19 protein-coding genes are annotated in these 20136 nt (G+C 71.2%); 11 read left to right on the top strand and 8 right to left on the bottom strand.

The window, feature by feature from the left end:
* Positions 1 to 70 precede the first annotated feature (70 nt).
* The 3 genes from AB0I06_RS23965 to AB0I06_RS23955 all read left to right on the top strand — a co-directional run bounded on the left by AB0I06_RS23965 (position 71) and on the right by AB0I06_RS23955 (position 2938).
* Positions 71 to 730, top strand: a complete 660-nt coding sequence (locus AB0I06_RS23965; protein ID WP_363120897.1) for a DUF308 domain-containing protein — start codon at positions 71 to 73, stop codon at positions 728 to 730.
* A 332-nt stretch (positions 731 to 1062) separates the two neighbouring features.
* Positions 1063 to 1527, top strand: a complete 465-nt coding sequence (locus tag AB0I06_RS23960; RefSeq protein ID WP_363120896.1) for an SHOCT domain-containing protein — start codon at positions 1063 to 1065, stop codon at positions 1525 to 1527.
* 241 nt (positions 1528 to 1768) lie between these two features.
* Complete coding sequence (locus AB0I06_RS23955; protein WP_363120895.1) at positions 1769 to 2938, top strand: diacylglycerol kinase family protein; 1170 nt, start codon at positions 1769 to 1771, stop codon at positions 2936 to 2938.
* Positions 2939 to 3183: 245 nt separating this feature from the next.
* Here AB0I06_RS23955 and AB0I06_RS23950 read toward each other — a convergent pair whose 3' ends face one another.
* Positions 3184 to 3543 (bottom strand): hypothetical protein, encoded by a 360-nt coding sequence (locus tag AB0I06_RS23950; protein WP_363120894.1) that lies wholly within the window; start codon positions 3541 to 3543, stop codon positions 3184 to 3186.
* Positions 3544 to 4222: 679 nt separating this feature from the next.
* Between AB0I06_RS23950 and AB0I06_RS23945 the strand changes: the two genes are divergently transcribed.
* Together AB0I06_RS23945 and AB0I06_RS23940 are read left to right on the top strand one after the other, a co-directional pair.
* Positions 4223 to 4561 carry a MerR family transcriptional regulator gene (locus AB0I06_RS23945; RefSeq protein WP_363120893.1) on the top strand — a complete coding sequence of 113 codons (339 nt, stop codon included), beginning with the start codon at positions 4223 to 4225 and terminating at the stop codon, positions 4559 to 4561.
* 140 nt (positions 4562 to 4701) lie between these two features.
* Complete coding sequence (locus AB0I06_RS23940) at positions 4702 to 5502, top strand: GNAT family N-acetyltransferase (protein ID WP_363120892.1); 801 nt, start codon at positions 4702 to 4704, stop codon at positions 5500 to 5502.
* A gap of 63 nt (positions 5503 to 5565) precedes the next feature.
* Here AB0I06_RS23940 and AB0I06_RS23935 read toward each other — a convergent pair whose 3' ends face one another.
* From AB0I06_RS23935 to AB0I06_RS23925, 3 genes are all read right to left on the bottom strand, one after another.
* Positions 5566 to 6984 carry a HAMP domain-containing sensor histidine kinase gene (locus tag AB0I06_RS23935; RefSeq protein WP_363120891.1) on the bottom strand — a complete coding sequence of 473 codons (1419 nt, stop codon included), beginning with the start codon at positions 6982 to 6984 and terminating at the stop codon, positions 5566 to 5568.
* Positions 6985 to 7704, bottom strand: coding sequence for a response regulator transcription factor (locus AB0I06_RS23930; RefSeq protein ID WP_363120890.1), 720 nt, complete (start codon positions 7702 to 7704; stop codon positions 6985 to 6987).
* 115 nt (positions 7705 to 7819) lie between these two features.
* Positions 7820 to 8896, bottom strand: a complete 1077-nt coding sequence (locus tag AB0I06_RS23925) for an LLM class flavin-dependent oxidoreductase (RefSeq protein WP_363120889.1) — start codon at positions 8894 to 8896, stop codon at positions 7820 to 7822.
* A 106-nt stretch (positions 8897 to 9002) separates the two neighbouring features.
* Between AB0I06_RS23925 and AB0I06_RS23920 the strand changes: the two genes are divergently transcribed.
* Positions 9003 to 9338, top strand: coding sequence for a YnfA family protein (locus AB0I06_RS23920; protein ID WP_363120888.1), 336 nt, complete (start codon positions 9003 to 9005; stop codon positions 9336 to 9338).
* A 19-nt stretch (positions 9339 to 9357) separates the two neighbouring features.
* Here the strand turns inward: AB0I06_RS23920 and AB0I06_RS23915 are convergent, their stop codons facing one another.
* Positions 9358 to 9792, bottom strand: a complete 435-nt coding sequence (locus AB0I06_RS23915; RefSeq protein ID WP_363120887.1) for a nuclear transport factor 2 family protein — start codon at positions 9790 to 9792, stop codon at positions 9358 to 9360.
* 116 nt (positions 9793 to 9908) lie between these two features.
* Between AB0I06_RS23915 and AB0I06_RS23910 the strand changes: the two genes are divergently transcribed.
* The gene (locus AB0I06_RS23910) at positions 9909 to 10685 is read left to right on the top strand and encodes an SDR family NAD(P)-dependent oxidoreductase (RefSeq protein ID WP_363120886.1); all 777 of its coding nucleotides are present in this window, start codon (positions 9909 to 9911) and stop codon (positions 10683 to 10685) included.
* Positions 10686 to 10695: 10 nt separating this feature from the next.
* Here the strand turns inward: AB0I06_RS23910 and AB0I06_RS23905 are convergent, their stop codons facing one another.
* Entirely contained in the window at positions 10696 to 11889 is a 1194-nt protein-coding gene (locus AB0I06_RS23905; protein ID WP_363120885.1) for an RtcB family protein, read from the bottom strand.
* Between the two features lie 171 nt (positions 11890 to 12060).
* Here AB0I06_RS23905 and AB0I06_RS23900 point away from each other — a divergent pair, with 171 nt between their 5' ends.
* The 3 genes from AB0I06_RS23900 to AB0I06_RS23890 all read left to right on the top strand — a co-directional run bounded on the left by AB0I06_RS23900 (position 12061) and on the right by AB0I06_RS23890 (position 15279).
* A complete protein-coding gene (locus AB0I06_RS23900; protein WP_363120884.1) occupies positions 12061 to 12879 on the top strand; it encodes a DUF3558 domain-containing protein in 819 nt (272 codons plus the stop codon).
* 134 nt (positions 12880 to 13013) lie between these two features.
* Entirely contained in the window at positions 13014 to 13895 is an 882-nt protein-coding gene (locus AB0I06_RS23895) for a DUF3558 family protein (RefSeq protein WP_363120883.1), read from the top strand.
* An 88-nt stretch (positions 13896 to 13983) separates the two neighbouring features.
* Positions 13984 to 15279, top strand: coding sequence for a DUF2637 domain-containing protein (locus AB0I06_RS23890; RefSeq protein ID WP_363120882.1), 1296 nt, complete (start codon positions 13984 to 13986; stop codon positions 15277 to 15279).
* A gap of 42 nt (positions 15280 to 15321) precedes the next feature.
* Here the strand turns inward: AB0I06_RS23890 and lysS are convergent, their stop codons facing one another.
* On the bottom strand, positions 15322 to 17070 hold the full coding sequence (lysS, locus tag AB0I06_RS23885; protein ID WP_363120881.1) for a lysine--tRNA ligase: 1749 nt from the start codon (positions 17068 to 17070) through the stop codon (positions 15322 to 15324).
* A 149-nt stretch (positions 17071 to 17219) separates the two neighbouring features.
* Here lysS and argS point away from each other — a divergent pair, with 149 nt between their 5' ends.
* Positions 17220 to 18983, top strand: coding sequence for an arginine--tRNA ligase (gene argS / locus AB0I06_RS23880; protein WP_363120880.1), 1764 nt, complete (start codon positions 17220 to 17222; stop codon positions 18981 to 18983).
* 73 nt (positions 18984 to 19056) lie between these two features.
* Here argS and AB0I06_RS23875 read toward each other — a convergent pair whose 3' ends face one another.
* Positions 19057 to 19902, bottom strand: a complete 846-nt coding sequence (locus AB0I06_RS23875; RefSeq protein WP_363120879.1) for an arylamine N-acetyltransferase — start codon at positions 19900 to 19902, stop codon at positions 19057 to 19059.
* Positions 19903 to 20136 lie beyond the last annotated feature (234 nt).

Genomic DNA, 20136 nt, shown 5'->3' with positions numbered 1-20136 from the left:
CCCCCTCACCCCACCCGTCGGCTTTCCGTCGGCTTCCTGGGGGCGACGGCTGATCACGCGAGGAGGAGCCATGACCATGCCGCGTGGTCCGGCATCGCGTACCGGAAAGGCCCCCGCGTCCGGCGGGGTGGGCGCAGGTCCGACGGGAGACTCCGCAGACGTGCTCGCGCGGCTCGGTCGTTCCTGGACCTGGCTCCTGGGGTCGGCCGTCATGACGCTGGTGCCGGGCGTCCTGGTGCTGGTGTGGCCGGAGGCGACCCTGCACGTCCTTGCCGTCCTCATCGGCCTGTACCTGCTGGTGACCGGGGCATTCCGGTTCGTGGCCGTCTTCGCGCGGGAGGGCCACGAGCGGCTGCCGGGGCTGCTCCTGGCCGTGCTGTACGTCCTGGCCGGGGTGCTGTGCCTGAGGAACCCGCTGCAGACGATCGCCGCGCTCTCACTGATCACCGGGGTCGTCTGGCTCGTGTCCGGCATCCTCACTCTCTACACGGCGATCTCCGTCGAGGACCTGCCGCACCGCGGTGTCGTCATGGTCGCCGCCGTACTCGGCATCGTGGCGGGGATCGTGGTGCTCGCCCTGCCTGCCGAGTCGGTCCGTGCCCTGACCAGGCTGCTCGGCCTGTGGCTCATCCTGCTCGGCCTGGCCGAGGCGGTGGTCGCCCTCGCATGGCGGGCCGCGCTCCGGAAGACGCACCCCCCGGGGCCGGACGCCTCCGCCGCGACGGCCTGACACCACGCGAGCGCTCCGTTTCGGCCTACCGGCCGGCACCCGTCGCCACCGGCGCGGCGCACGCGGGAAGGAGCCCCCATGAATCCCGCCGCACCCCCGGATCCGCCGGACTCCGGCGCGGACGTCACCCGGCACCACGTCATGACCGCGGCCGACCAGGCGACGGAAGGGTCGGCCCCGTGAGACCCCCCATGAGACATGGTGCGTGTCACCCCGGGCTGCCGGCCGGCGCACGCTCACCCGCATCGGGTGAGGCGGCCCGGCCCTTGCCGTGCCCACGCTGAAGGCAGCACGCAACGGCGGCCGTGCGGGCGCCCGGACTAAGGAGAGACATGAGCGCGCAGACGTACCTGGCGTACGACTATCCCCTGCTGAGCGTCTTCTGGAGCATGCTCCTGTTCTTCCTGTGGATCATGTGGTTCGTTCTGCTCTTCCGCGTCGTCGTCGACATCTTCCGTGACGACGACCTGAGCGGCTGGGGTAAGGCCGGCTGGCTGGCGTTCACCGTCCTGCTGCCCTTCCTGGGCGTCTTCGTCTATGTGATCGCCCGCGGCAAGAACATGGGCCGCCGTGAGATCGCGCAGGCGCGCGCACAGCAGGAGGACTTCAACGCCTACATCAGGCAGACCGCGGCCGGCGGCCCGACGAGCAGCGTCGACGAACTCGCCAGGCTGTCCGAGATCCGCTCCCGCGGCGACATCACGGACGAGGAGTTCCGCAAGGCGAAGGACCTGGTCCTGACCGGCCACGGTCCGGCGGAGCGCTCGGGATCCACCTCCCGTACCTCTGGTCGCTGACCATCCGGATCACATGGAACGAGGCCCGGGACACGAGAAGCGGCCACCGACCTCATGGGACGCGATCGGAACACGAGGGGACCGGGAGGAATGAGCCCAGCCGTATCCATGGGCCCCGCGGGGCGGGCCCGCCTCGCGCTGCTCGCCCTGCTGGCCGGCATCCTGGTGGCGCTCGTCGCCGCCGGTCTGCGGAGCGTGCTGTGGGCGCTGGCGGGCGGTCGCCGGACTGGCACTGGCCGCCGTGGGGGTGTGGTGGACCCTGGCGCACACCGGAGCGCTCCGTGCTCTCGGCGCGGTCCTGTCGGTGGTGGCGCCGGTCGCTGTCCTGGCCCTCTACGCCACCTTCGGCATGCTGGGGCCGGCCTTGCTGTCCCTGGCTCTGTGGGTGGTGGCCGTCACGGCGGCGCGTACGGCCCTGAGCCCCGGGCACACCACCTCCGAGCAGTCCGGGCAGGCGAACGCCAAGGCACCCCGTAGCCCCTGGATCCTCATGAATCCGCGCTCCGGCGGTGGCAAGGTGGGCCGTTTCCACCTGGTCGACAAGGCCCGGGCGGCCGGTTGCCGGGTGGTCCTGCTCGAAGGCGGCCAGGATGTCGCCGAACTGGCCCGGCAGGCCGTCGCCGAGGGGGCCGATCTGCTGGCGGTGGCGGGCGGCGACGGCACCCAGGCGCTGGTGGCCGAAGTCGCGGCACGCCACGACGTGCCCTTCGTGGTGATTCCCGCCGGGACCCGCAACCACTTCGCCCTGGACCTCGGCCTCGACCGCGACGATCCGGCGGCGGCCCTGGAAGCCCTGACCGACGGCGTGGAACTCCGCGTCGACCTCGGGTACGCCGCGGACCGGGTCTTCGTCAACAACGCCTCGTTCGGAACGTACGCGTCCGTCGTCACCGACCCCGCCTACCGGGACGCCAAGGCCCGCACGACCCTGCGCACCCTCCCCGGCCTCCTCACGGGCGAGGACGCGCCCGGACTGCGGTCGCGGGCCGACTCGACGTACGTCGACGGACTTCAGGCACTCCTCGTCAGCAACAATCCCTACGGACGTGCCGTCGACGCGGCCCATCCGGGGCGCAGGGAACGGCTGGACTCGGGCCTGCTCGGCGTGGTGTGCGTGCGGGTCGGCAACACCGCTCAGGCGGCCCGGCTGGTGCGCGGCCCGCGCTCCGGAGGACTTCTCCGGCTGAGCGCCAGGGAAGTCGTCGTCGAAGCCGGCACGGACACCCTCCCCGTCGGCATCGACGGGGAGCACGTCGTTCTTCCCTCACCCGTCGTGTGCCGCAGCGCGCCCGGGGCGCTCCGGGTGCGCGTGCCGCGCCATCGCCCCCACGCACCGCGTGCCGGCGGCGGGACGGCCGACTGGCCGCGCGTGGCACGGTTGGCGCTGGGGCGCCTGGCTGTTCCCGGGTGAGTGGCTCAGGCGGTCGGGACGGCGCGACCCGGAGTCAGCAGCGGCGCCCCCGGCCGCATTCTCACGCGTGCGGGCGGGATTCGTGTCCCGCCTTCGTCCTGTCCGGCGTCCTTCGGTGACGCCCGGCGCCCCTGCGTCCGCCCCGCGACGGTCCCGGCACGGGCCCGGACACGGGTGACAGCCCTGCCGGGATGTCCGGGCAGGGCTGTCACCGCGCGCTGTGCCGTTGCCGGCGCGGCGGCGGGTCAGTGGTCGGAGTAGCTGAAGTCCCCCACGGTCCAGGCGCTCACATCCTCGATGGCGACCCGGTACATCCCGCCCGTCTCCGGGATCCCCACCGTGCCCTGGAGGATCCGGGCCACATGGAAGTGAAGATGCGTGGGCGGTCCGTCCTTCTTCGTGGGGGTGTCGAAGACGGTGGAGAACTCGCCGAGCCGGGCGGAGCCGGTCAGCACCTCCGACACCCTCTGCCGCCACACGGCTTCTGGAGCCAGCCGACCGGTGATGACAGCACCACCGGCGACCACGGTCAACGACATCTGGTTGCTCTGCCCGGACTCCACAAGGGCAGCGATGTCAACGATCAGCTCGTCAGGCTTCCGCATGGGACCGGATTCTATGCACCGGCCCGTCCGGACGCCTCGGCCGGTGGCACTTCCGAGACGGAACGGGCGCCCCTGGTCATGCCTCCGCGGGCACCGGGAGCCCCGGGCGCTGCGGGCGGTCCTCGGCGCGCTGAGACCGGCCGCCGGGACACCCTCACCTCCGAGCGGAGCAAAATCTATGCTCGCCGGAGTAGACATTCTCCGACGCACTCTTTATCGTTTCTCTCGTAGCCGAGATCCAGTGAAGCCCGGCAGACACGAACTGCCGGGCAGCAGTGCCCGCATGACGGTCCGGTGGTGGAGTTTCGAAGCCAGGTGGTTGTACGACGGCGACGAGACTGACGGCCGGACCGGGTGGCCCGCAGGATGAGGGGCCGCCATCCGCAGTACGCAGTTCCCGTTTGGCAAGTGATCGATTCAGAGGGAAGAACGGAGGACTCGAGCGCCATCAGGATCGCCCGGACGCACGACATGGGTCCGGGTACCGCAGGACATCGATAGGCAGGTGGTCTCCGGTCACGCATACGCGATCCCCGCACCCCCGTCGCAGGACCGGACGGCAGGGCGGAAACAGAAGGCCGGCGAGGTATTAGGGCCGGCAGATGGTGTTGCAGTTCCTTCGGGGCCCTGGTGCCGTACGGTGCCAGGGCCCCTCGACGTGTTCCATCAGAGAGGTGAGATGACAGCAGACGAGTCACTGGGCCGTCTCGACGACGACTACTACCCCGCCTACACCACGGGCCGGGCCGCCGAACTGCTCGGCACCACCCCCGGCTTCCTCCGCGCCATCGGCGAGGCCCGGCTGATCACCCCCCTGCGCTCCCGGGGCGGCCACCGCCGCTACTCCCGCCACCAGCTCCGCATCGCCGCCCGCGCGCGTGAACTCGTCGACCAGGGCACGCCGATCGAGGCCGCCTGCCGGATCATCAGGCTCGAAGACCAGCTCGAAGAAGCCCGGCGCCTCAACTCCGAACAGCGCCACACCGGTGGAACGCCCCAGCCGTCGACCGCCGCCTGAGGTGTGATGGCCGGAATGTGACGCGCAGTGCCCCTCCTCCGACGGGCAGGATCGGTACGAGTCTTGGGGTCGCGCCAGGGGCCCCCGGGACGGCCAGGACGAGTACGGCGGCCGTCCGGCCGTGACCTGAGGGGGCCCTTGTGCGTGATCTCGCGGACTCGATCGAATCGATGGAACAGCTCGCCACGGCCTGGCGGGCCCTGGTGCTCGACCGGGATCCGCGCGCCGATGTCCGGGACCTGCCGGGCATCGCCGTGCGGTGGGCCGACTGCCGGTTCGCCTTCTGGAACTGCCTGACCCTGACCGACGTCGGCGCGGACGCCGGGCTGCTGAAGCAGCGGCTGGACGAGACCGCCGAGATCATGCGGTCCAAGACCCACCCCGGGTTCGTGTGGGTCTTCGAGGACCTGCTCGACCCCCACGCACGCGCCGGACTCGGTGAGGCCGCCGAACGGGCGGGTCTGCGCTACGCCTTCCCCGGCACCGGCATGGCGGGAGACCTGCTGCCGATCCCCGAGCCCGTCCATCCCGAGCTGACCTTCGTCCGCGTGACCGACGACGAACTGCTGCGGGCCTACGCGGACATCAACGCGCGTGCCTACGGATTCCCGCTGGAGGACGGGCGGGACGGGCTCGAGGGGTCCGCCCTGTGGAAGAGCCGGGTGTTCGCCTATCTGGGCCTGCGGGACGGGGTGCCCGTGACCTGCGCCGCCACGATGGAGACCGACGGGCGGCTCTTCGTCGCCCTGGTCGCCACCGACCCGGCGTGGGAGCGGCGGGGCTACGGCGAGGCCGTGACCCGCAAGGCGCTCCACGAGGGGGCCCGGGCCACCGGGCTGACCCGGGCGACGTTGCACGCGACCGCCGCAGGAGCGCCCGTGTACCCGCGGATCGGGTTCCGGCCCAACTCCCCGATGCGGTTCTACTCCCTCGGGGACTGACCGGCCCACCCCGACACACGACCTGACCACAGACCGACCGCACCCACCCCGGACCCCCCGCGGTCAGTCGAGCCCGCCGCCCACCGTGAACCCGATGGCCGTTCCGCCGCCCTCCCGCCGGAACGCGAAGGGCGCTCCCCCGTGGGCGAGGGCCACCTCGCGGACGATGGACAGGCCCAGGCCGGACCCGGGCAGGGAGCGGGCGTCGGCCGCGCGGTAGAAGCGGTCGAAGACCCGGGTGAGGTCGCTGTCGGCGATGCCCGGACCGCGGTCGAGGACCTCGACCCGGATCCTGCCGGGCCGGGCCGGGCCGGAGATCACGATCTCGATGGGGGCCCGGCCGCCCTGGTCGAACTTCACCGCGTTCTCCACGAGGTTGGACAGCGCCCGGGTCAGCATCCCGGCCCGACCGTCGGTCGTGGTGTCGCCGCTCGCGCGCAGCAGGATCTCCCGGCCGCTGCGGCGCCGGGCCAGCCCCGCCACCTCCTCGGCGATGTCGGCGACGTCCAGCCGGCGCGGCGGCTCGGTGTCGGACTGCCCGGCCGCGAGATCCACCAGTTCGTTGACCAGGTCGGTCAGCTCCCGGGCCTCCTGGCCGAGGTCGGCGACGAGTTCCTCGCGCGCCCCGGGCGGCAGTTCGTCGATCCGGCGCAGCAGGGAGATGTTGGTGCGCAGCGAGGTGAGGGGGGTGCGCAGCTCGTGGCCCGCGTCCTGGACCAGGCGGCGCTGGTCCTCCTCGGACTGCGCGAGCCGGCCCAGCATGCGGTCGAAGGCCCGGCCGAGGCGGCCCACCTCGTCGTGACCGGCCACCGGCACCTGGATGCCCAGCCGGCGGGTGCGGGCGACGTCCTCGGCGGCGTCGGTCAGCACCACCAGGCGGCGTGTGATCCGCCGGGCCAGCCACCAGCCGAACAGCCCGGCGCCGATCACCACGGCGGCCATCAGCAGCAGGGTCCGCTGCTGGAGCGCCCGCAGCAGGTCCTCGACGTCGCTGAACTCCTGCGCGACCTGGACCGCGCCCCGGCCGCCGCCGAGGGAGACGGTCGCGACGCGGTAGACGTCGTTGCCCACGTCGACGTCCTTGTGCTCGGCCACCCGCCCGGAGACGGCCGCCGCGGCGATCCGCGCGTCGGTGCCGGTGACCGGCAGGCCCGGACTGCCGGCGTCGAGGACGTGCCCGTCCGGGCCGAGCACCTGCACGTCGGTGCGGGCCGGGCGGACCAGGTCGTGGCCGGGCGCGGCGGACGAGAAGTCACCGGGCGTCATGTGGTTCTGCCGCACCTCGTCGCGCAGGTCCTGCACGACCTCGTCGAACACCGTCTGCTGGTCCACCCGCACCAGCCGGGCGGCGGCGCTGTAGGACAGGATGCCGACCAGGATCGTCACGGCCGCAGTCACCGCCGCGAACGACACCGCGAACGTGGTGCGCAGGGAGACCAGCTTCGGCCGCCGGCCGGTCAGCAGCCGGCGCAGGCGGCCCACTCAGTCCTCCCGCAGCACGTAACCCACGCCGCGCACCGTCTGGATCAGCTGCGGCGCGCCCGGCTCGTCGAGCTTGCGGCGCAGATAGCCGACGTAGACGGCGAGGTTCTTCGAGCCGGGCCCGAAGTCGTAGCCCCAGATGCGGTCGTAGATGGTGGAATGGTCGAGGACGATGCCCGCGTTGCGCACCAGGAGTTCCAGCAGCTCGAACTCGGTGCGGGTCAGCTCCAGCTCGCGGGCGCCGCGCCAGGCCCGGCGGGCCTGCGGGTCCATGCGGATGCCGGCCGCCTCGATGAACCGCTCCGGGGGCGGCTTGGGCGCCTCGGCCGCCGGTGCGCTCCCGGCACCGGCCGGGCCGGTGCGGCGCAGCAGGGCGCGCAGCCGGGCGAAGACCTCCTCCACGTCGAAGGGCTTCACCACGTAGTCGTCGGCGCCCGCGTCCAGGCCGGCGATCCGGTCGGCGGTCTCGACCAGGGCGGTCAGCATCAGCACGGGCGTCCGGTCGCCCTCGGCGCGCAGCACCCGGCACACCTGGAGGCCGTCGATGCCGGGCATCATCACGTCCAGGACGAGCACGTCCGGGCGGTTGCGGTGGGCCTGCGCCAGCGCCTCGACTCCGTCGGCGACCGCCATGACCTGGTAGCCCTCCAGGGTCAGGGCACGCTCCAGGGCATGGCGGATGGCGCGGTCGTCTTCGGCGAGCAGCACGGTGTGGGGCACGCGTCCAGTGTGCCAAGCCGCAGGGTCCCGGGTGCCCTGTGCGCTGCGTCGGAGCGTCCTTCTTACTGCCCTCTCACCGGGCTCGGGCAACCGGGAGCCGGGGCCTACCGTCCTCTCACCCCCGGGCGGAGGCGAGCCGGGCCGTGTGCGTCGGGGCGTCCGGTACGTCGGCCGGGCGGCCCACGGCGAACTCCTTGCGCAGCACCGGCACGACCTCCTCGCCCAGCAGGTCGATCTGCTCCAGCACGGTCTTCAGCGGCAGCCCGGCGTGGTCGATCAGGAACAGCTGGCGCTGGTAGTCACCGGCGTACTCGCGGAAGGCCAGCGTCTTCTCGATGACCTGCTGCGGCGAGCCGACCGTCAGCGGCGTCTGGTCCATGAAGTCCTCCAGCGACGGCCCGTGCCCGTACACCGGCGCGACGTCGAAGTAGGGGCGGAACTCGCGCACCGCGTCCTGCGCGTTCTTCCGCATGAACACGTGCCCGCCGAGGCCGACGATCGCCTGCTCGGGTGTGCCGTGCCCGTAGTGGGCGTAGCGCGTCCGGTACAGCTCGACCATGCGCTTGGTGTGGTCGGCCGGCCAGAAGATGTTGTTGTGGAAGAAGCCGTCGCCGTAGAAGGCGGCCTGCTCGGCGATCTCCGGGGAGCGGATCGAGCCGTGCCACACGAAGGGCGGTACGCCGTCCAGCGGGCGGGGCGTGGCGGTGAAGCCCTGGAGAGGGGTGCGGAACTTGCCCTCCCAGTCGACGACGTCCTCGCGCCACAGCCGGTGCAGCAGGGCGTAGTTCTCGACGGCGAGGTTGATGCCCTGCCGGATGTCCTGCCCGAACCAGGGGTAGACCGGGCCGGTGTTCCCGCGTCCCAGCATCAGGTCCACCCGGCCGTCGGCCAGGTGCTGGAGCATCGCGAAGTCCTCGGCGATCTTCACCGGGTCGTTGGTGGTGATCAGGGTCGTGGCCGTGGAGAGGATCAGCCGCTCGGTGCGGGCCGCGACGTAGCCGAGCATGGTGGTCGGCGACGAGGGCACGAAGGGCGGGTTGTGGTGCTCGCCGGTCGCGAAGACGTCGAGCCCCACCTCCTCGGCCTTGAGCGCGATGGCGACCATGGCCTTGATCCGCTCGCGCTCGGTCGGGGTCCGGCCGGTGGTGGGGTCGGGCGTGACGTCGCCGACGCTGAAGATCCCGAACTGCATGATCGCTCACCCTCCAGGTTGTTTACGCTTCAACTATACCCGGAGAACAGCGGCCCCCGCGGGGCTGTTCCCGGGGGTGCGGCGAGGCCGTGCGAAGCTGGCCGCCATGTCCGTCCTCCGCTCCGCAGCCCTCTTCGTACTCGCCGCCCTTTTGGAGATCGGCGGCGCCTGGCTCGTCTGGCAGGGCGTGCGCGAGCACAAGGGCTGGCTCTGGGCGGCCGGCGGCGTCCTCGCGCTCGGCGCCTACGGCTTCGTCGCGACGTTTCAGCCCGACGCCCACTTCGGCCGCGTCCTGGCCGCCTACGGCGGGATCTTCGTCGCCGGTTCGATCCTGTGGGGCGTCGTCGCGGACGGCTACCGTCCGGACCGCTGGGACCTCACGGGCGCGCTGGTCTGCCTCGCGGGCATGGCGGTCATCATGTACGCCCCGCGAGGACACTGACCCGGCCCCCCGGGCCGGCTCAGAACGGCTCGTCCGGCATCAGCCCCAGCTGCCCGAGGAAGTCCATCTCGTCGAAGTACAGCCGGTAGTCGACGATCCGCCCGTCCTTCACCGTGGCGATGTCCACCCCGCGGATCCGGACCTGCTTCTGCGTCGGCGGCAGCGTCTCCCCGTTGGGCAGCTCCAGCGGCCCGGTGTTCCGCCCGCTGAAGATCCCCTCGTCGATGGCCGTGTCACCGGCCTCGTAGGAGTGCAGCACCTCGAACGTCGCCTCCGGAACCGCCTCGGTCATCGTCCGCCAGTACGCGACGATCGCCTCCCGCCCGCGCAGCTCCCCCTCGTCGGGGGTGAAGGCCACCGCGTCCTCGGCGTAGAGCTCACCCACGACCTTCAGATCCGGGTGTGTGGTGACCGCGTCCGTGAGCCGGTCCATGACCTCACGTGCCTCGCCCATGATCCACCTCCGGGAGACAGGGGATCACCCAGCCCCATTCTCCCACCGCGGCGCCCGCCTATCCTGGCCGGAGCGCCTGCGCGCCGATCACCCGTACCCACGCCCGAGGAGCTCCCATGGCCCCCGCCGCCCCGCCCGCAGCCTCCCGTATCGCCGTCGTCACGGGTGCGAGCAGCGGCATCGGCGCCGCCACGGCCCGGCAGCTCGCCGCGGCGGGTTACCGCGTCGTCCTGACCGCGCGCCGCAAGGACCGCATCGAGGCCCTGGCCGAGGAGATCACCAAGGCCGGGCACCAGGCCACGGCGTACCCCCTGGACGTCACGGACCGCGCCGCGGTCGACGAGTTCGCCACCGCCTTCAAGACGATCGGCGTGCTGGTAAACAACGCGGGCGGCGCGCTGGGCGCCGACCCGGTCGCCACCGGCGACCCGGACGACTGGCGCCGGATGTACGAGACGAACGTCCTGGGCACCCTCAACCTCACCCAGGCCCTGCTGCCGAAGCTGATCGCGAGCGGCGACGGCACGGTCGTGGTCGTCTCCTCCACCGCCGGCCACGGCACCTACGAGGGCGGCGGGGGCTATGTCGCCGCCAAGCACGGCGCCCATGTCCTGGCCGAGACCCTGCGCCTGGAGATCGTCGGACAGCCGGTCCGCGTCATCGAGATCGCGCCCGGCATGGTCAAGACGGACGAGTTCGCCCTGACCCGCTTCGGCGGCGACAGGGAGAAGGCGGAGAAGGTCTACCAGGGCGTCGCCGAGCCCCTCACCGCCGACGACGTCGCCGAGACGATCACGTGGGCGGTCACCCGGCCCGCCCACGTCAACGTCGACCTCCTGGTCCTGCGCCCCCGCGCCCAGGCGTCCAACACCAAGGTGCACCGGGAGGCGTAGGGCCGCGGGGTCAGCCCTTCACGCAGACGACCTGCTTGATCTGCGCCACGACCTCCACGAGGTCGCGCTGCTGGTCGATGACCTGCTCGATCGGCTTGTAGGCGCCGGGGATCTCGTCGACGACACCGGAGTCCTTGCGGCACTCCACCCCCTGGGTCTGCCGCTCCAGGTCCTTCGTGGTGAACCGGCGCTTGGCCGCGGTGCGGCTCATGCGCCGGCCCGCGCCGTGCGAGGCCGAGTTGAAGGACTTGGCGTTGCCGAGGCCCTTCACGATGTACGAACCCGTGCCCATGGAGCCGGGGATGATCCCGTACTCGCCGGAGCCGGCCCGGATCGCGCCCTTGCGGGTCACGAGCAGGTCCATCCCGTCGTAGCGCTCCTCGGCCACGTAGTTGTGGTGCGCGCTGATCTCCGGCTCGAAGACGGGCTTCGCCTTCTTGAACTCCTTGCGGATCACGTCCTTCAGGAGCGCCATCATGATCGAGCGGTTGTGCTTCGCGTACTCCTGCGCCCAGAACAGGTCGTTGCGGTAGGCCGCCATCTGCGGGGTGTCCGCGACGAAGACGGCGAGGTCGCGGTCGACCAGGCCCTGGTTGTGCGGGAGTCCGCGAGCCACGCCGATGTGGTGCTCGGCCAGTTCCTTGCCGATGTTGCGGGAACCGGAGTGCAGCATCAGCCAGACAGAGCCGGTCGTATCCGTGCAGACCTCGACAAAATGGTTGCCCCCGCCGAGCGTTCCCATCTGCTTGGTGGCACGTTCCTGGCGGAATTTGACCGCCTCCGCCACCCCGCCGAACCGCTTCCAGAAGTCGTCCCACCCGGCGGTGGCCAGCCCGTGGAAACGCCCCGGGTCGACCGGGTCGTCATGCATCCCCCGCCCCACCGGGATCGCCTGCTCGATCTTCGACCGCAGCCGGGACAGATCGCCGGGCAGGTCGTTCGCCGTCAGGGACGTCTTCACCGCCGACATCCCGCAGCCGATGTCGACGCCCACCGCCGCCGGGCACACCGCGTCCTTCATCGCGATGACCGAGCCGACCGTGGCGCCCTTGCCGTAGTGGACGTCGGGCATGACGGCCAAACCCTTGATCCACGGCAGGGTGGCGACGTTGCGGAGCTGCTGGAGCGCCGACTCCTCGACCGAGGCCGGGTCGGTCCACATCCGGATCGGCACCTTCGCACCCGGCACTTCTACATATGACATAACGTCCTCGATCCCCCGTAAACGAACAGAAGCCTTCAACAGCAAATACCGGAGCCAAGGTCGACGAAAGGGAAATCGGACCGGCGTCCACGGCAGCGCGTGCGATAGACATTGTGTTCATCGCCCGCCCTGGGGCGGCAAGCCAATATCCGTGTCGAGAGGGGCCACCACGTGCAACGGAAGGCGTACGCACCCGGTATCGCCGTGCTCCTCGCGGCGGTACTGGCCGGCTGCACCGGCGGCTCGGCCGACGACGGCTCGACGGACGACGCCAACCCGGGCGACACCGGCACGGCGTCCCCCGCCGCCGAACCCGGCCGCTACCGCACGCTTCCCGAGCCCTGCTCCGCGGTCGGCGAGAGCACCCTCGACGAACTCCTCCCCGGCATCCGGACGATCCGCGACGAGGAGCAGCGCGAGAGGGCCTACGAGGGCGAGCCCACGAGCACGTTCGACACCGACCGCAAGGTCGGCTGCCGCTGGAAGGTGGACTCCCCGCAGGCCACCGACCATCTGCTGATCGACTTCGAACGGGTCGTCTCCTACGACAACTCCGTCAGTGACGACAGCCAGGCCGAGCGGCTCTTCGCGGAGCAGGAGGCCTCGGCGCACCTGCCCGAGCCGACCGCCACCGGGACGGCGCCCACCCCCGGCACCCCGTCGGGCGGTTCGGCCGCGTCCCCGAACGGCTCGGCCTCCCCCTCCGGTTCGTCCTCGCCGTCGGCGTCCCCCTCCGTCGCCCCGACCGAGCTCCAGCCCCGGGTGCTGGAGGACCTCGGCGACGAGGCCTTCCTCGACGACGCCCTGAGCAGTTCGGGTTCGACGGCCGAGCAGCGCACGGTGACTGTGGCGTTCCGCACGTCCAACGTCATCGTGACCATCGAGTACGCGGAGCAGCCGGCGACCGTCGGTGTCGTCCCGGACAGCAAGGAAATGCAGGACAGGGCGCAGAAACTGGCCTCCCGACTGGCGGACTCGCTGAGCGACTGAGGCCCTTTCACGGCCCCTTCACGGGCAGCCGCGAAGCACGCGAAGGAAGAACACACCGTGGCCTCACCGCGTACCGTGACCACTCGGACCCGTTCCGACCGCAGGGAACCACGAGCGTCATGAGTGAAGGAACCATGCAGCGACGAGTAGAGCGAGACCAGCGAGCGAAGCGCCTCCACCGCGCCCTTGTCTGCGCGGCCGCCGTCCCCGTGATGCTGGTCGCCGCCGGCTGCTCCTCGGACTCCGGCTCCGGCGACAGCACGGACAAGGCCGGCAAGACCGTGCCGTCGGCGTCCGCCAGCCCGTCGCCGACCGTGCAGGCGGCGGCGTACGGCAAGCTTCCGGAGCCGTGCAAGGTGTTGTCGAAGAAGACGCTGAAGGACCTCGTGCCGGAGAGCAAGTCCGGCAAGGAGGGCAAGTCGGACGACATCTCCACGCGGGTCAGCTGCTCCTGGAACAGCCTCGACAACAACGGCGTCAAGGGTTCGCAGTTCCGCTGGATGAACGTGTCGATGCTGCGCTTCGAGTCGGACGTCAACCGGGGCCCGGCCGACAAGCAGGCACAGGAGTACTTCGAGAAGCAGGTCCAGGAGGCCCAGGCCGTCCAGGACGCGAAGAGCGTCAAGACGGAGCCGGTGACCGGCACGGGCGACCAGGCGACGGCCGTGCACTACGACCTGAAGAAGAAGGAAGGCACCTTCAAGCAGCAGACGGTCGTGGCGCGTGTCGAGAACGTCGTCGTCACGCTCGACTACAACGGCGCGGGCCTGGCCGGTGACAAGACGCCGAACGGTGACGACCTGCTGAAGGACGCGAAGAAGGCCGCCAAGGAGGCGGTGGAGGCGGTGTCGGCCGCGAACGGCAAGGGCGGCGGCACGGCGGACGGAACCCCGTCGAAGTCGCCTTCCAAGTCGGCCTCCAAGTCGCCTTCGAAGTCGCCCTCCAAGCAGGCGTCGGACGAGCCTTCGAAGGGCGCCTCGGCCTCGCCGTCGAAGAAGCCCGTGGCGAAGAGCTGACAAGCCCCGACGGGAACCGGCCACCCGTCCCCCGCACATGTGTGCCACCCTGTTGCGCGCAACAACACGCAAGGGGAGGGGAGTACGGGTGGCCGCGCCACTGCAGCTGACTCGGATGCACCGCGTTCTCATCGGCGTGGTCGTGGCCGGTGCCGTGATCATCGCCGGGATCGGCTTCGCCGGTTCGTACGCGGCCGTCCGCGAGTTGGCCCTGAAGAAGGGCTTCGGGAACTTCGCCTACGTCTTCCCGATCGGCATCGACGCGGGCATCTGCGTCCTGCTGGCCCTGGACCTGCTCCTCACCTGGATCCGGATCCCGTTCCCCCTGCTGCGTCAGACGGCCTGGCTGCTGACGGCGGCGACGATCGCCTTCAACGGCGCCGCCGCGTGGCCGGATCCGCTCGGTGTGGGCATGCACGCGGTGATCCCGGTGCTGTTCGTGGTCTCGGTCGAGGCGGCCCGGCACGCGATCGGCCGTATCGCCGACATCACGGCCGACAAGCACATGGAGGGCGTCCGCCTCACCCGCTGGCTCCTCTCCCCCGTCCCGACGTTCCTCCTCTGGCGCCGGATGAAGCTCTGGGAGCTGCGCTCCTACGAGCAGGTGATCAAGCTGGAGCAGGAGCGTCTGGTCTACCAGGCGCGGCTGCGGTCCCGGTTCGGCCGGGCGTGGCGCAGGAAGGCGCCGGTGGAGTCCCTGATGCCGCTGCGGCTGGCGCGCTACGGGGTGCCGCTGGCGGAGACGGCCCCGGCGGGGCTGGCGGCGGCGGGAATCGAGCCGGCGCTGATCCCCCCGCCCCCGCCGCGGGCGGAGGTGGCGGCAGGCCGTCGTGCCGAGGGGGCGGCGCCCGAGCCGCGGCGCGCGGCACCTTCCGGCGAGCAGCGCCTGGAACTCGACGGCAGCCCTGAAGCGGAGTACGCGGGCCACGAACCCGAACCCGGGCCCGAGCCCGACCAGAGCCCGTGGTTCAACACTCCGCGCGAGGTCGCGTACCAGGGGGGTTACGACCCGAACTACGACCCGGCCGAGCATTACGCGCAGTGGATCGCGGAGCAGCAGGAGGCGGAGCAGTACCAGCCCGAGTACGACCGTGAGCCCCCCTCCCCGGAGGACACCGGCGGCTTCCCGATACCGGTGGGCCCCAACCGCACCCGCGAACTCGGCGAGGGCGGCGGCACGCCTCCGGCCTCGGAGCCGGACGAGGAGGCGTTCTACCAGGTGTTCCGCCAGTCGATCGACGGCAGCTACCCCACCCCTCGCGCCCTGGGCGACAACATCCAGGCCACGTACGGCACGACGCTGAGCCCCGGTGAGCTGAAGTCTCTCGTGGAGCGCTTCCAGAAGCGCCACTCGGCGGAGCTGGAGGAAGACCACATCGCATGAGGAAGGGGCCCCGCGCACAGGGCCCCTTCCGCACAGCGGTGACTACTGCCCGAGCAGGGCCCGCACCCGCTCCTGCCCCACCGCCAGCAGCAGCGTGGGCAGCCGCGGCCCGGTGTCCCGGCCCACCAGCAGGTGGTACAGCAGCGCGAAGAACGACCGCTGGGCGGTCTTGATCTCCGGCGGCAGCTCCTTCGGCGTGGCGTCGGCGGAGAAGCCGGCCTGCACCTTCGGCACGCCGTAGACCAGGTGCGTCAGCCCGTCGAGCGACCAGTGCCCGGCCAGCCCGTCGAGCAGCAGCCGCAGCGACTCGCGGCCCTGCTCGTCGAGCGACTTCAGCAGCTCGGCGTCCGGCTCGTCACGCACGATGGTGCGCTGGTCGGCCGGGACGTGCGTGTTGATCCAGGCCTCCGCCTTGTCGAAGCGCGGGCGGGCCTCCTCCAGCGAGGTAAGCGGCTGCTCCGGGTCCAGCTCGCTGAGGATGCGCAGCGCCTGGTCCTCGTGCCCGGCGGTGATGTCCGCGACGGACGCCAGCGTCCGGTACGGCAGCGGCCGGGGCGTACGCGGCAGCTCACCGGCGGCCGTACCCACCGCGCGCGCGTGCGCGGCGACGTCGGCCGGCAGGGCACTGCCGTCGGCGACCTTGGCGTCCAGGCGGTCCCACTCGTCGTAGAGCCGCTGGATCTCCTGGTCGAAGGCGACCTTGAAGGACTGGTTGGGCCTGCGGCGGGCGTACAGCCAGCGCAGCAGCTGCGGCTCCATGATCTTCAGCGCGTCGGCCGGGGTGGGCACACCGCCCTTGGAGGACGACATCTTCGCCATGCCGGAGATGCCGACGAAGGCGTACATGGGGCCGATCGGCTGCTTGCCGCCGAAGATCCCCACGATCTGCCCGCCGACCTGGAACGACGATCCGGGCGAGGAGTGGTCGACGCCGGAGGGCTCGAAGACGACGCCCTCGTACGCCCACCGCATCGGCCAGTCGACCTTCCAGACCAGCTTGCCGCGGTTGAACTCGCTCAGCCGGACCGTCTCCGAGAAGCCGCACTCCGTGCAGGCGTAGGTCAGCTCGGTGGAGTCGTCGTCGTAGGAGGTGACGGTGGTGAGGTCCTTCTCGCAGTTGCCGCAGTACGGCTTGTACGGGAAGTAGCCGGCCGAGCCGGAGCTGCCGTCGTCCTCGGCGGCGGCGCCGGAGCCCTCGGCGGCCTCCAGCTCGGCCTCGTCGACCGGCTTCTGCCCCTGCTGCTTCTTGGCCGGGGCCTTCTTCGTGCGGTACTGGTCGAGGACGGCGTCGATGTCGCCGCGGTGCCGCATGGCGTGCAGGATCTGCTCGCGGTACACGCCGGAGGTGTACTGCTCGGTCTGGCTGATCCCGTCGAACTCCACGCCCAGCTCGGCCAGCGACTCGATCATCGCGGCCTTGAAGTGCTCGGCCCAGTTCGCGTACGAGGAGCCCTTGGGCGCGGGCACCGACGTCAGCGGCTTGCCGATGTGCTCGGTCCACTCCGCCTTGTCGACACCGGGGATGCCCTCGGGCACCTTGCGGTACCGGTCGTAGTCGTCCCAGGAGATCAGGTGGCGCACCTGGTGGCCCCTGCGGCGGATCTCGTCGGCGACGAGGTGCGGGGTCATGACCTCGCGCAGGTTCCCCAGGTGGATGGGGCCGGACGGCGACAGGCCGGACGCGACGACGACGGGTTTGCCCGGGGCCCGGCGCTCCGACTCCTCGATGACCTCATCCGCGAAACGGGAGACCCAGTCGGTGGTCTCGGTGCTCTGAGCCACGATCGGCACGTCCTTCTTTCTGCATCGGGCAGCCGGTACGGTCGCACGGCTGACCGCATCATTGTCCCAGACCCCTCCGCGCCCGGAAAACGGCTTTACCTCGCATGGGATACTGGCCCTGTCTATCGATTCCCTCGAGGAGAACGGCACCCCTACCTATGGCCTCGGTCACGTCCCTCAGCGACTCCGTCCACCAGCGCCTCGCGGCGGCCCTGTCGGCGGCCGTGCCGCAGGCCGGCTCCGCGGACCCGCTGCTGCGACGAAGCGACCGGGCCGACTTCCAGGCCAACGGGATCCTGGCCCTCGCGAAGAAGGAGAAGGCCAACCCGCGCGAGCTGGCCACCCAGGTCGTCTCGCGGGTCGAGTCGGGTGAGCTGATCAAGGACGTCGAGGTCTCCGGCCCCGGCTTCCTGAACATCACCGTCACCGACCGCGCCATCACCGGGAACCTCGCCGCGCGCTACGCCGACGACACCGGCCGCCTCGGCGTGCCGCGCGCGGAGCGGCCGGGCACCACGGTCATCGACTACGCCCAGCCGAACGTGGCGAAGGAGATGCACGTCGGCCACCTGCGCTCCGCGGTGATCGGCGACTCGGTGGTGCAGCTGCTGGAGTTCACCGGCGAGAACGTGGTCAGGCGTCACCACATCGGCGACTGGGGCACCCAGTTCGGCATGCTCATCCAGTACCTGGAGGAGCACCCGCACGAGCTGGACCACGAGGCCGAGGAGGTCTCCGGCGAGGAGGCGATGTCGAACCTCGACCGTCTCTACAAGGCCTCGCGGGCGCTGTTCGACTCCGACGAGGAGTTCAAGACGCGCGCCCGGCGCCGGGTGGTGGACCTCCAGGCGGGCGACCCGCGCACCCTCGCCATGTGGCAGAAGTTCGTCGACGAGTCGAAGATCTACTTCTTCTCCGTCTTCGAGAAGCTGGACATGGAGATCCGGGACGCCGACATCGTCGGCGAGTCCGGTTACAACGACATGCTCGCGGAGACCTGCCGCCTGCTGGAGGAGTCGGGCGTCGCGGTCCGCTCCGAGGGCGCGCTGTGCGTCTTCTTCGACGACATCAAGGGCCCGGACGGCAAGCCGGTCCCGCTGATCGTGCAGAAGTCGGACGGCGGTTACGGCTACGCGGCCACCGACCTCTCGGCGATCCGCGACCGCGTCTTCCACCTCAAGGCGAACACGCTCCTGTACGTGGTGGACGCCCGCCAGTCGCTCCACTTCAAGATGGTCTTCGAGACGGCCCGCCGCGCCGGCTGGCTGAACGACGACGTCGAGGCGGTCCAGCTCGCCTTCGGCACGGTCCTCGGCAAGGACGGCAAGCCCTTCAAGACCCGTGAGGGCGAGACGGTCCGCCTGGTCGACCTGCTCGACGAGGCGATCGACCGTGCCTCGGCGGTCGTCCGCGAGAAGGCCCAGGACCTGTCCGAGGAGGAGATCGCCGAGCGGGGCGCCCAGGTGGGCGTCGGCGCGGTGAAGTACGCGGACCTGTCGACGTCGGCCAACCGCGACTACAAGTTCGACCTGGACCAGATGGTCTCGCTCAACGGCGACACCTCCGTCTACCTCCAGTACGCCTACGCCCGTATCCAGTCGATCCTGCGCAAGGCCGGCGCCTCGCGCCCCGTCGCGCACCCGGAGCTGGAGCTGCACGAGGCGGAGCGCGCGCTGGGCCTGCACGCGGACTCGTTCGCGGCGACGGTGGCGGAGGCGGCGGCGGAGCACGCCCCGCACAAGCTGGCGGCGTACCTGTACCAGCTGGCGTCGCTCTACACGACGTTCTACGACAAGTGCCCGGTGCTGAAGGCCGAGACGCCGCAGCAGATCGAGAACCGCCTGTTCCTCTGCGACGTCACGGCCCGCACCCTCCAGCGGGGCATGGCCCTGCTGGGCATCCGGACGCCCGAGCGGCTCTGAGACCGGGCCCCGTACAGGCCGAGGGCGGCACTCCCCCGTGGAGTGCCGCCCTCGGGCGTGGTGAGGGCCGTCGTCAGCGGGGCGGGTCGCCGGGCAGCAGTGTCATCCCGTCGGGTGCGCTGATCCCGAACTCCTCCTCCAGCAGCCGCCGTACCTCCCCCTCACCGGTCAGCTCCCGCTCGGTGACGGTTCCGTCGGCTCGCGTCTTGGTCAGGAGCGGCCCGTCGAGCAGCAGATGGCGGTCGGCGCTGACGTGCTGGACGTAGAGGCGCCGGGTGAACGGCGAGCGGGGGTTGGTGCCCACGTGCCAGTTGATGACGTCGTAGTCGGGTGCCTCGAAGGGCTCAAGGGTGAAGGCGTACTGCGCGATCCAGGCGTCCTTGCCCTGGTCGTGGGCCTCCAGCACCCACATCTCCAGCGGGCCGTGGTGTGGCGCGTGCACCAGCCGGTGCCGCCGCCCGGCCCCCTCGAACTCGGTGTCCGCCACCAGCGGCACCGGCTGAAGCAGCGCCCCGACCGCCCCGAAGCCGACATCCGCGAGATACGGCCGGGGTTCGCCGGGGACCTCGACCAGCAGCGCCATGTGCGTGCGCGGCCGGCTCGCGATGCTGTCGGCGCCGAGGACGACCCGGGCGGCCAGCCGCGTCACCCGGAAGCCCAGTGTCTCCAGGGTGTGGGCGAACAGGGTGTTGTGCTCGTAGCAGTAGCCGCCGCGTCTGCTGTGCACCAGCTTGGCCATGAGGTCGGCGAGAGCGAGGGACGGGGCTGTGCGGCGCAGCGCGTCCAGGTTCTCGAACGGGATGGCCCGCATGTGCGCCAGGTGCACACCGCGCAGGGTCGCCGGGACGGCCCGGCGCTCTCCCTCCCATCCGATCCGCCGGAGGTACGCCTCGAGGTCGAAGTGCGTCGAGTCGGACATGGCGTCACCGTAACCGCGACCCGTCCGCCCGGTCCGCGGTCCACAGCATGAGCCGCCACTCGGTCTTTCGGCCTAGGGCCTGTCGGTTGGATCAGGTCGGCCGGGAGTGACTGCGCCTCTCGGCCGAGCCGAGCGGGGTGTGGTGCGTGCAGCTGCAAGGCGGAGGAGGGCGTCAACGCGATGGGGGTCCCTCCCGCGCGAGCGCAGCCGAGCGTGGGGGAGTTGACAACCGAC

Source organism: Streptomyces sp. NPDC050674, from assembly GCF_040654575.1.
In the GTDB taxonomy this organism is placed as follows: domain Bacteria; phylum Actinomycetota; class Actinomycetes; order Streptomycetales; family Streptomycetaceae; genus Streptomyces.
This window is presented reverse-complemented; position numbering and strand designations above follow the sequence as displayed.

Coding starts and splice junctions, on each gene's coding strand:
- AB0I06_RS23920 (WP_363120888.1), top strand. CDS start 9,003: ATGTCCGTCCTCCGCTCCGCAGCCCTCTTCGTACTCGCCGCCCTTTTG.
- AB0I06_RS23950 (WP_363120894.1), bottom strand. CDS start 3,543: ATGCGGAAGCCTGACGAGCTGATCGTTGACATCGCTGCCCTTGTGGAG.
- AB0I06_RS23915 (WP_363120887.1), bottom strand. CDS start 9,792: ATGGGCGAGGCACGTGAGGTCATGGACCGGCTCACGGACGCGGTCACC.
- AB0I06_RS23960 (WP_363120896.1), top strand. CDS start 1,063: ATGAGCGCGCAGACGTACCTGGCGTACGACTATCCCCTGCTGAGCGTC.
- AB0I06_RS23895 (WP_363120883.1), top strand. CDS start 13,014: ATGCAGCGACGAGTAGAGCGAGACCAGCGAGCGAAGCGCCTCCACCGC.
- AB0I06_RS23965 (WP_363120897.1), top strand. CDS start 71: ATGACCATGCCGCGTGGTCCGGCATCGCGTACCGGAAAGGCCCCCGCG.
- AB0I06_RS23875 (WP_363120879.1), bottom strand. CDS start 19,902: ATGTCCGACTCGACGCACTTCGACCTCGAGGCGTACCTCCGGCGGATC.
- AB0I06_RS23945 (WP_363120893.1), top strand. CDS start 4,223: ATGACAGCAGACGAGTCACTGGGCCGTCTCGACGACGACTACTACCCC.
- AB0I06_RS23910 (WP_363120886.1), top strand. CDS start 9,909: ATGGCCCCCGCCGCCCCGCCCGCAGCCTCCCGTATCGCCGTCGTCACG.
- argS (WP_363120880.1), top strand. CDS start 17,220: ATGGCCTCGGTCACGTCCCTCAGCGACTCCGTCCACCAGCGCCTCGCG.
- AB0I06_RS23905 (WP_363120885.1), bottom strand. CDS start 11,889: ATGTCATATGTAGAAGTGCCGGGTGCGAAGGTGCCGATCCGGATGTGG.
- AB0I06_RS23925 (WP_363120889.1), bottom strand. CDS start 8,896: ATGCAGTTCGGGATCTTCAGCGTCGGCGACGTCACGCCCGACCCCACC.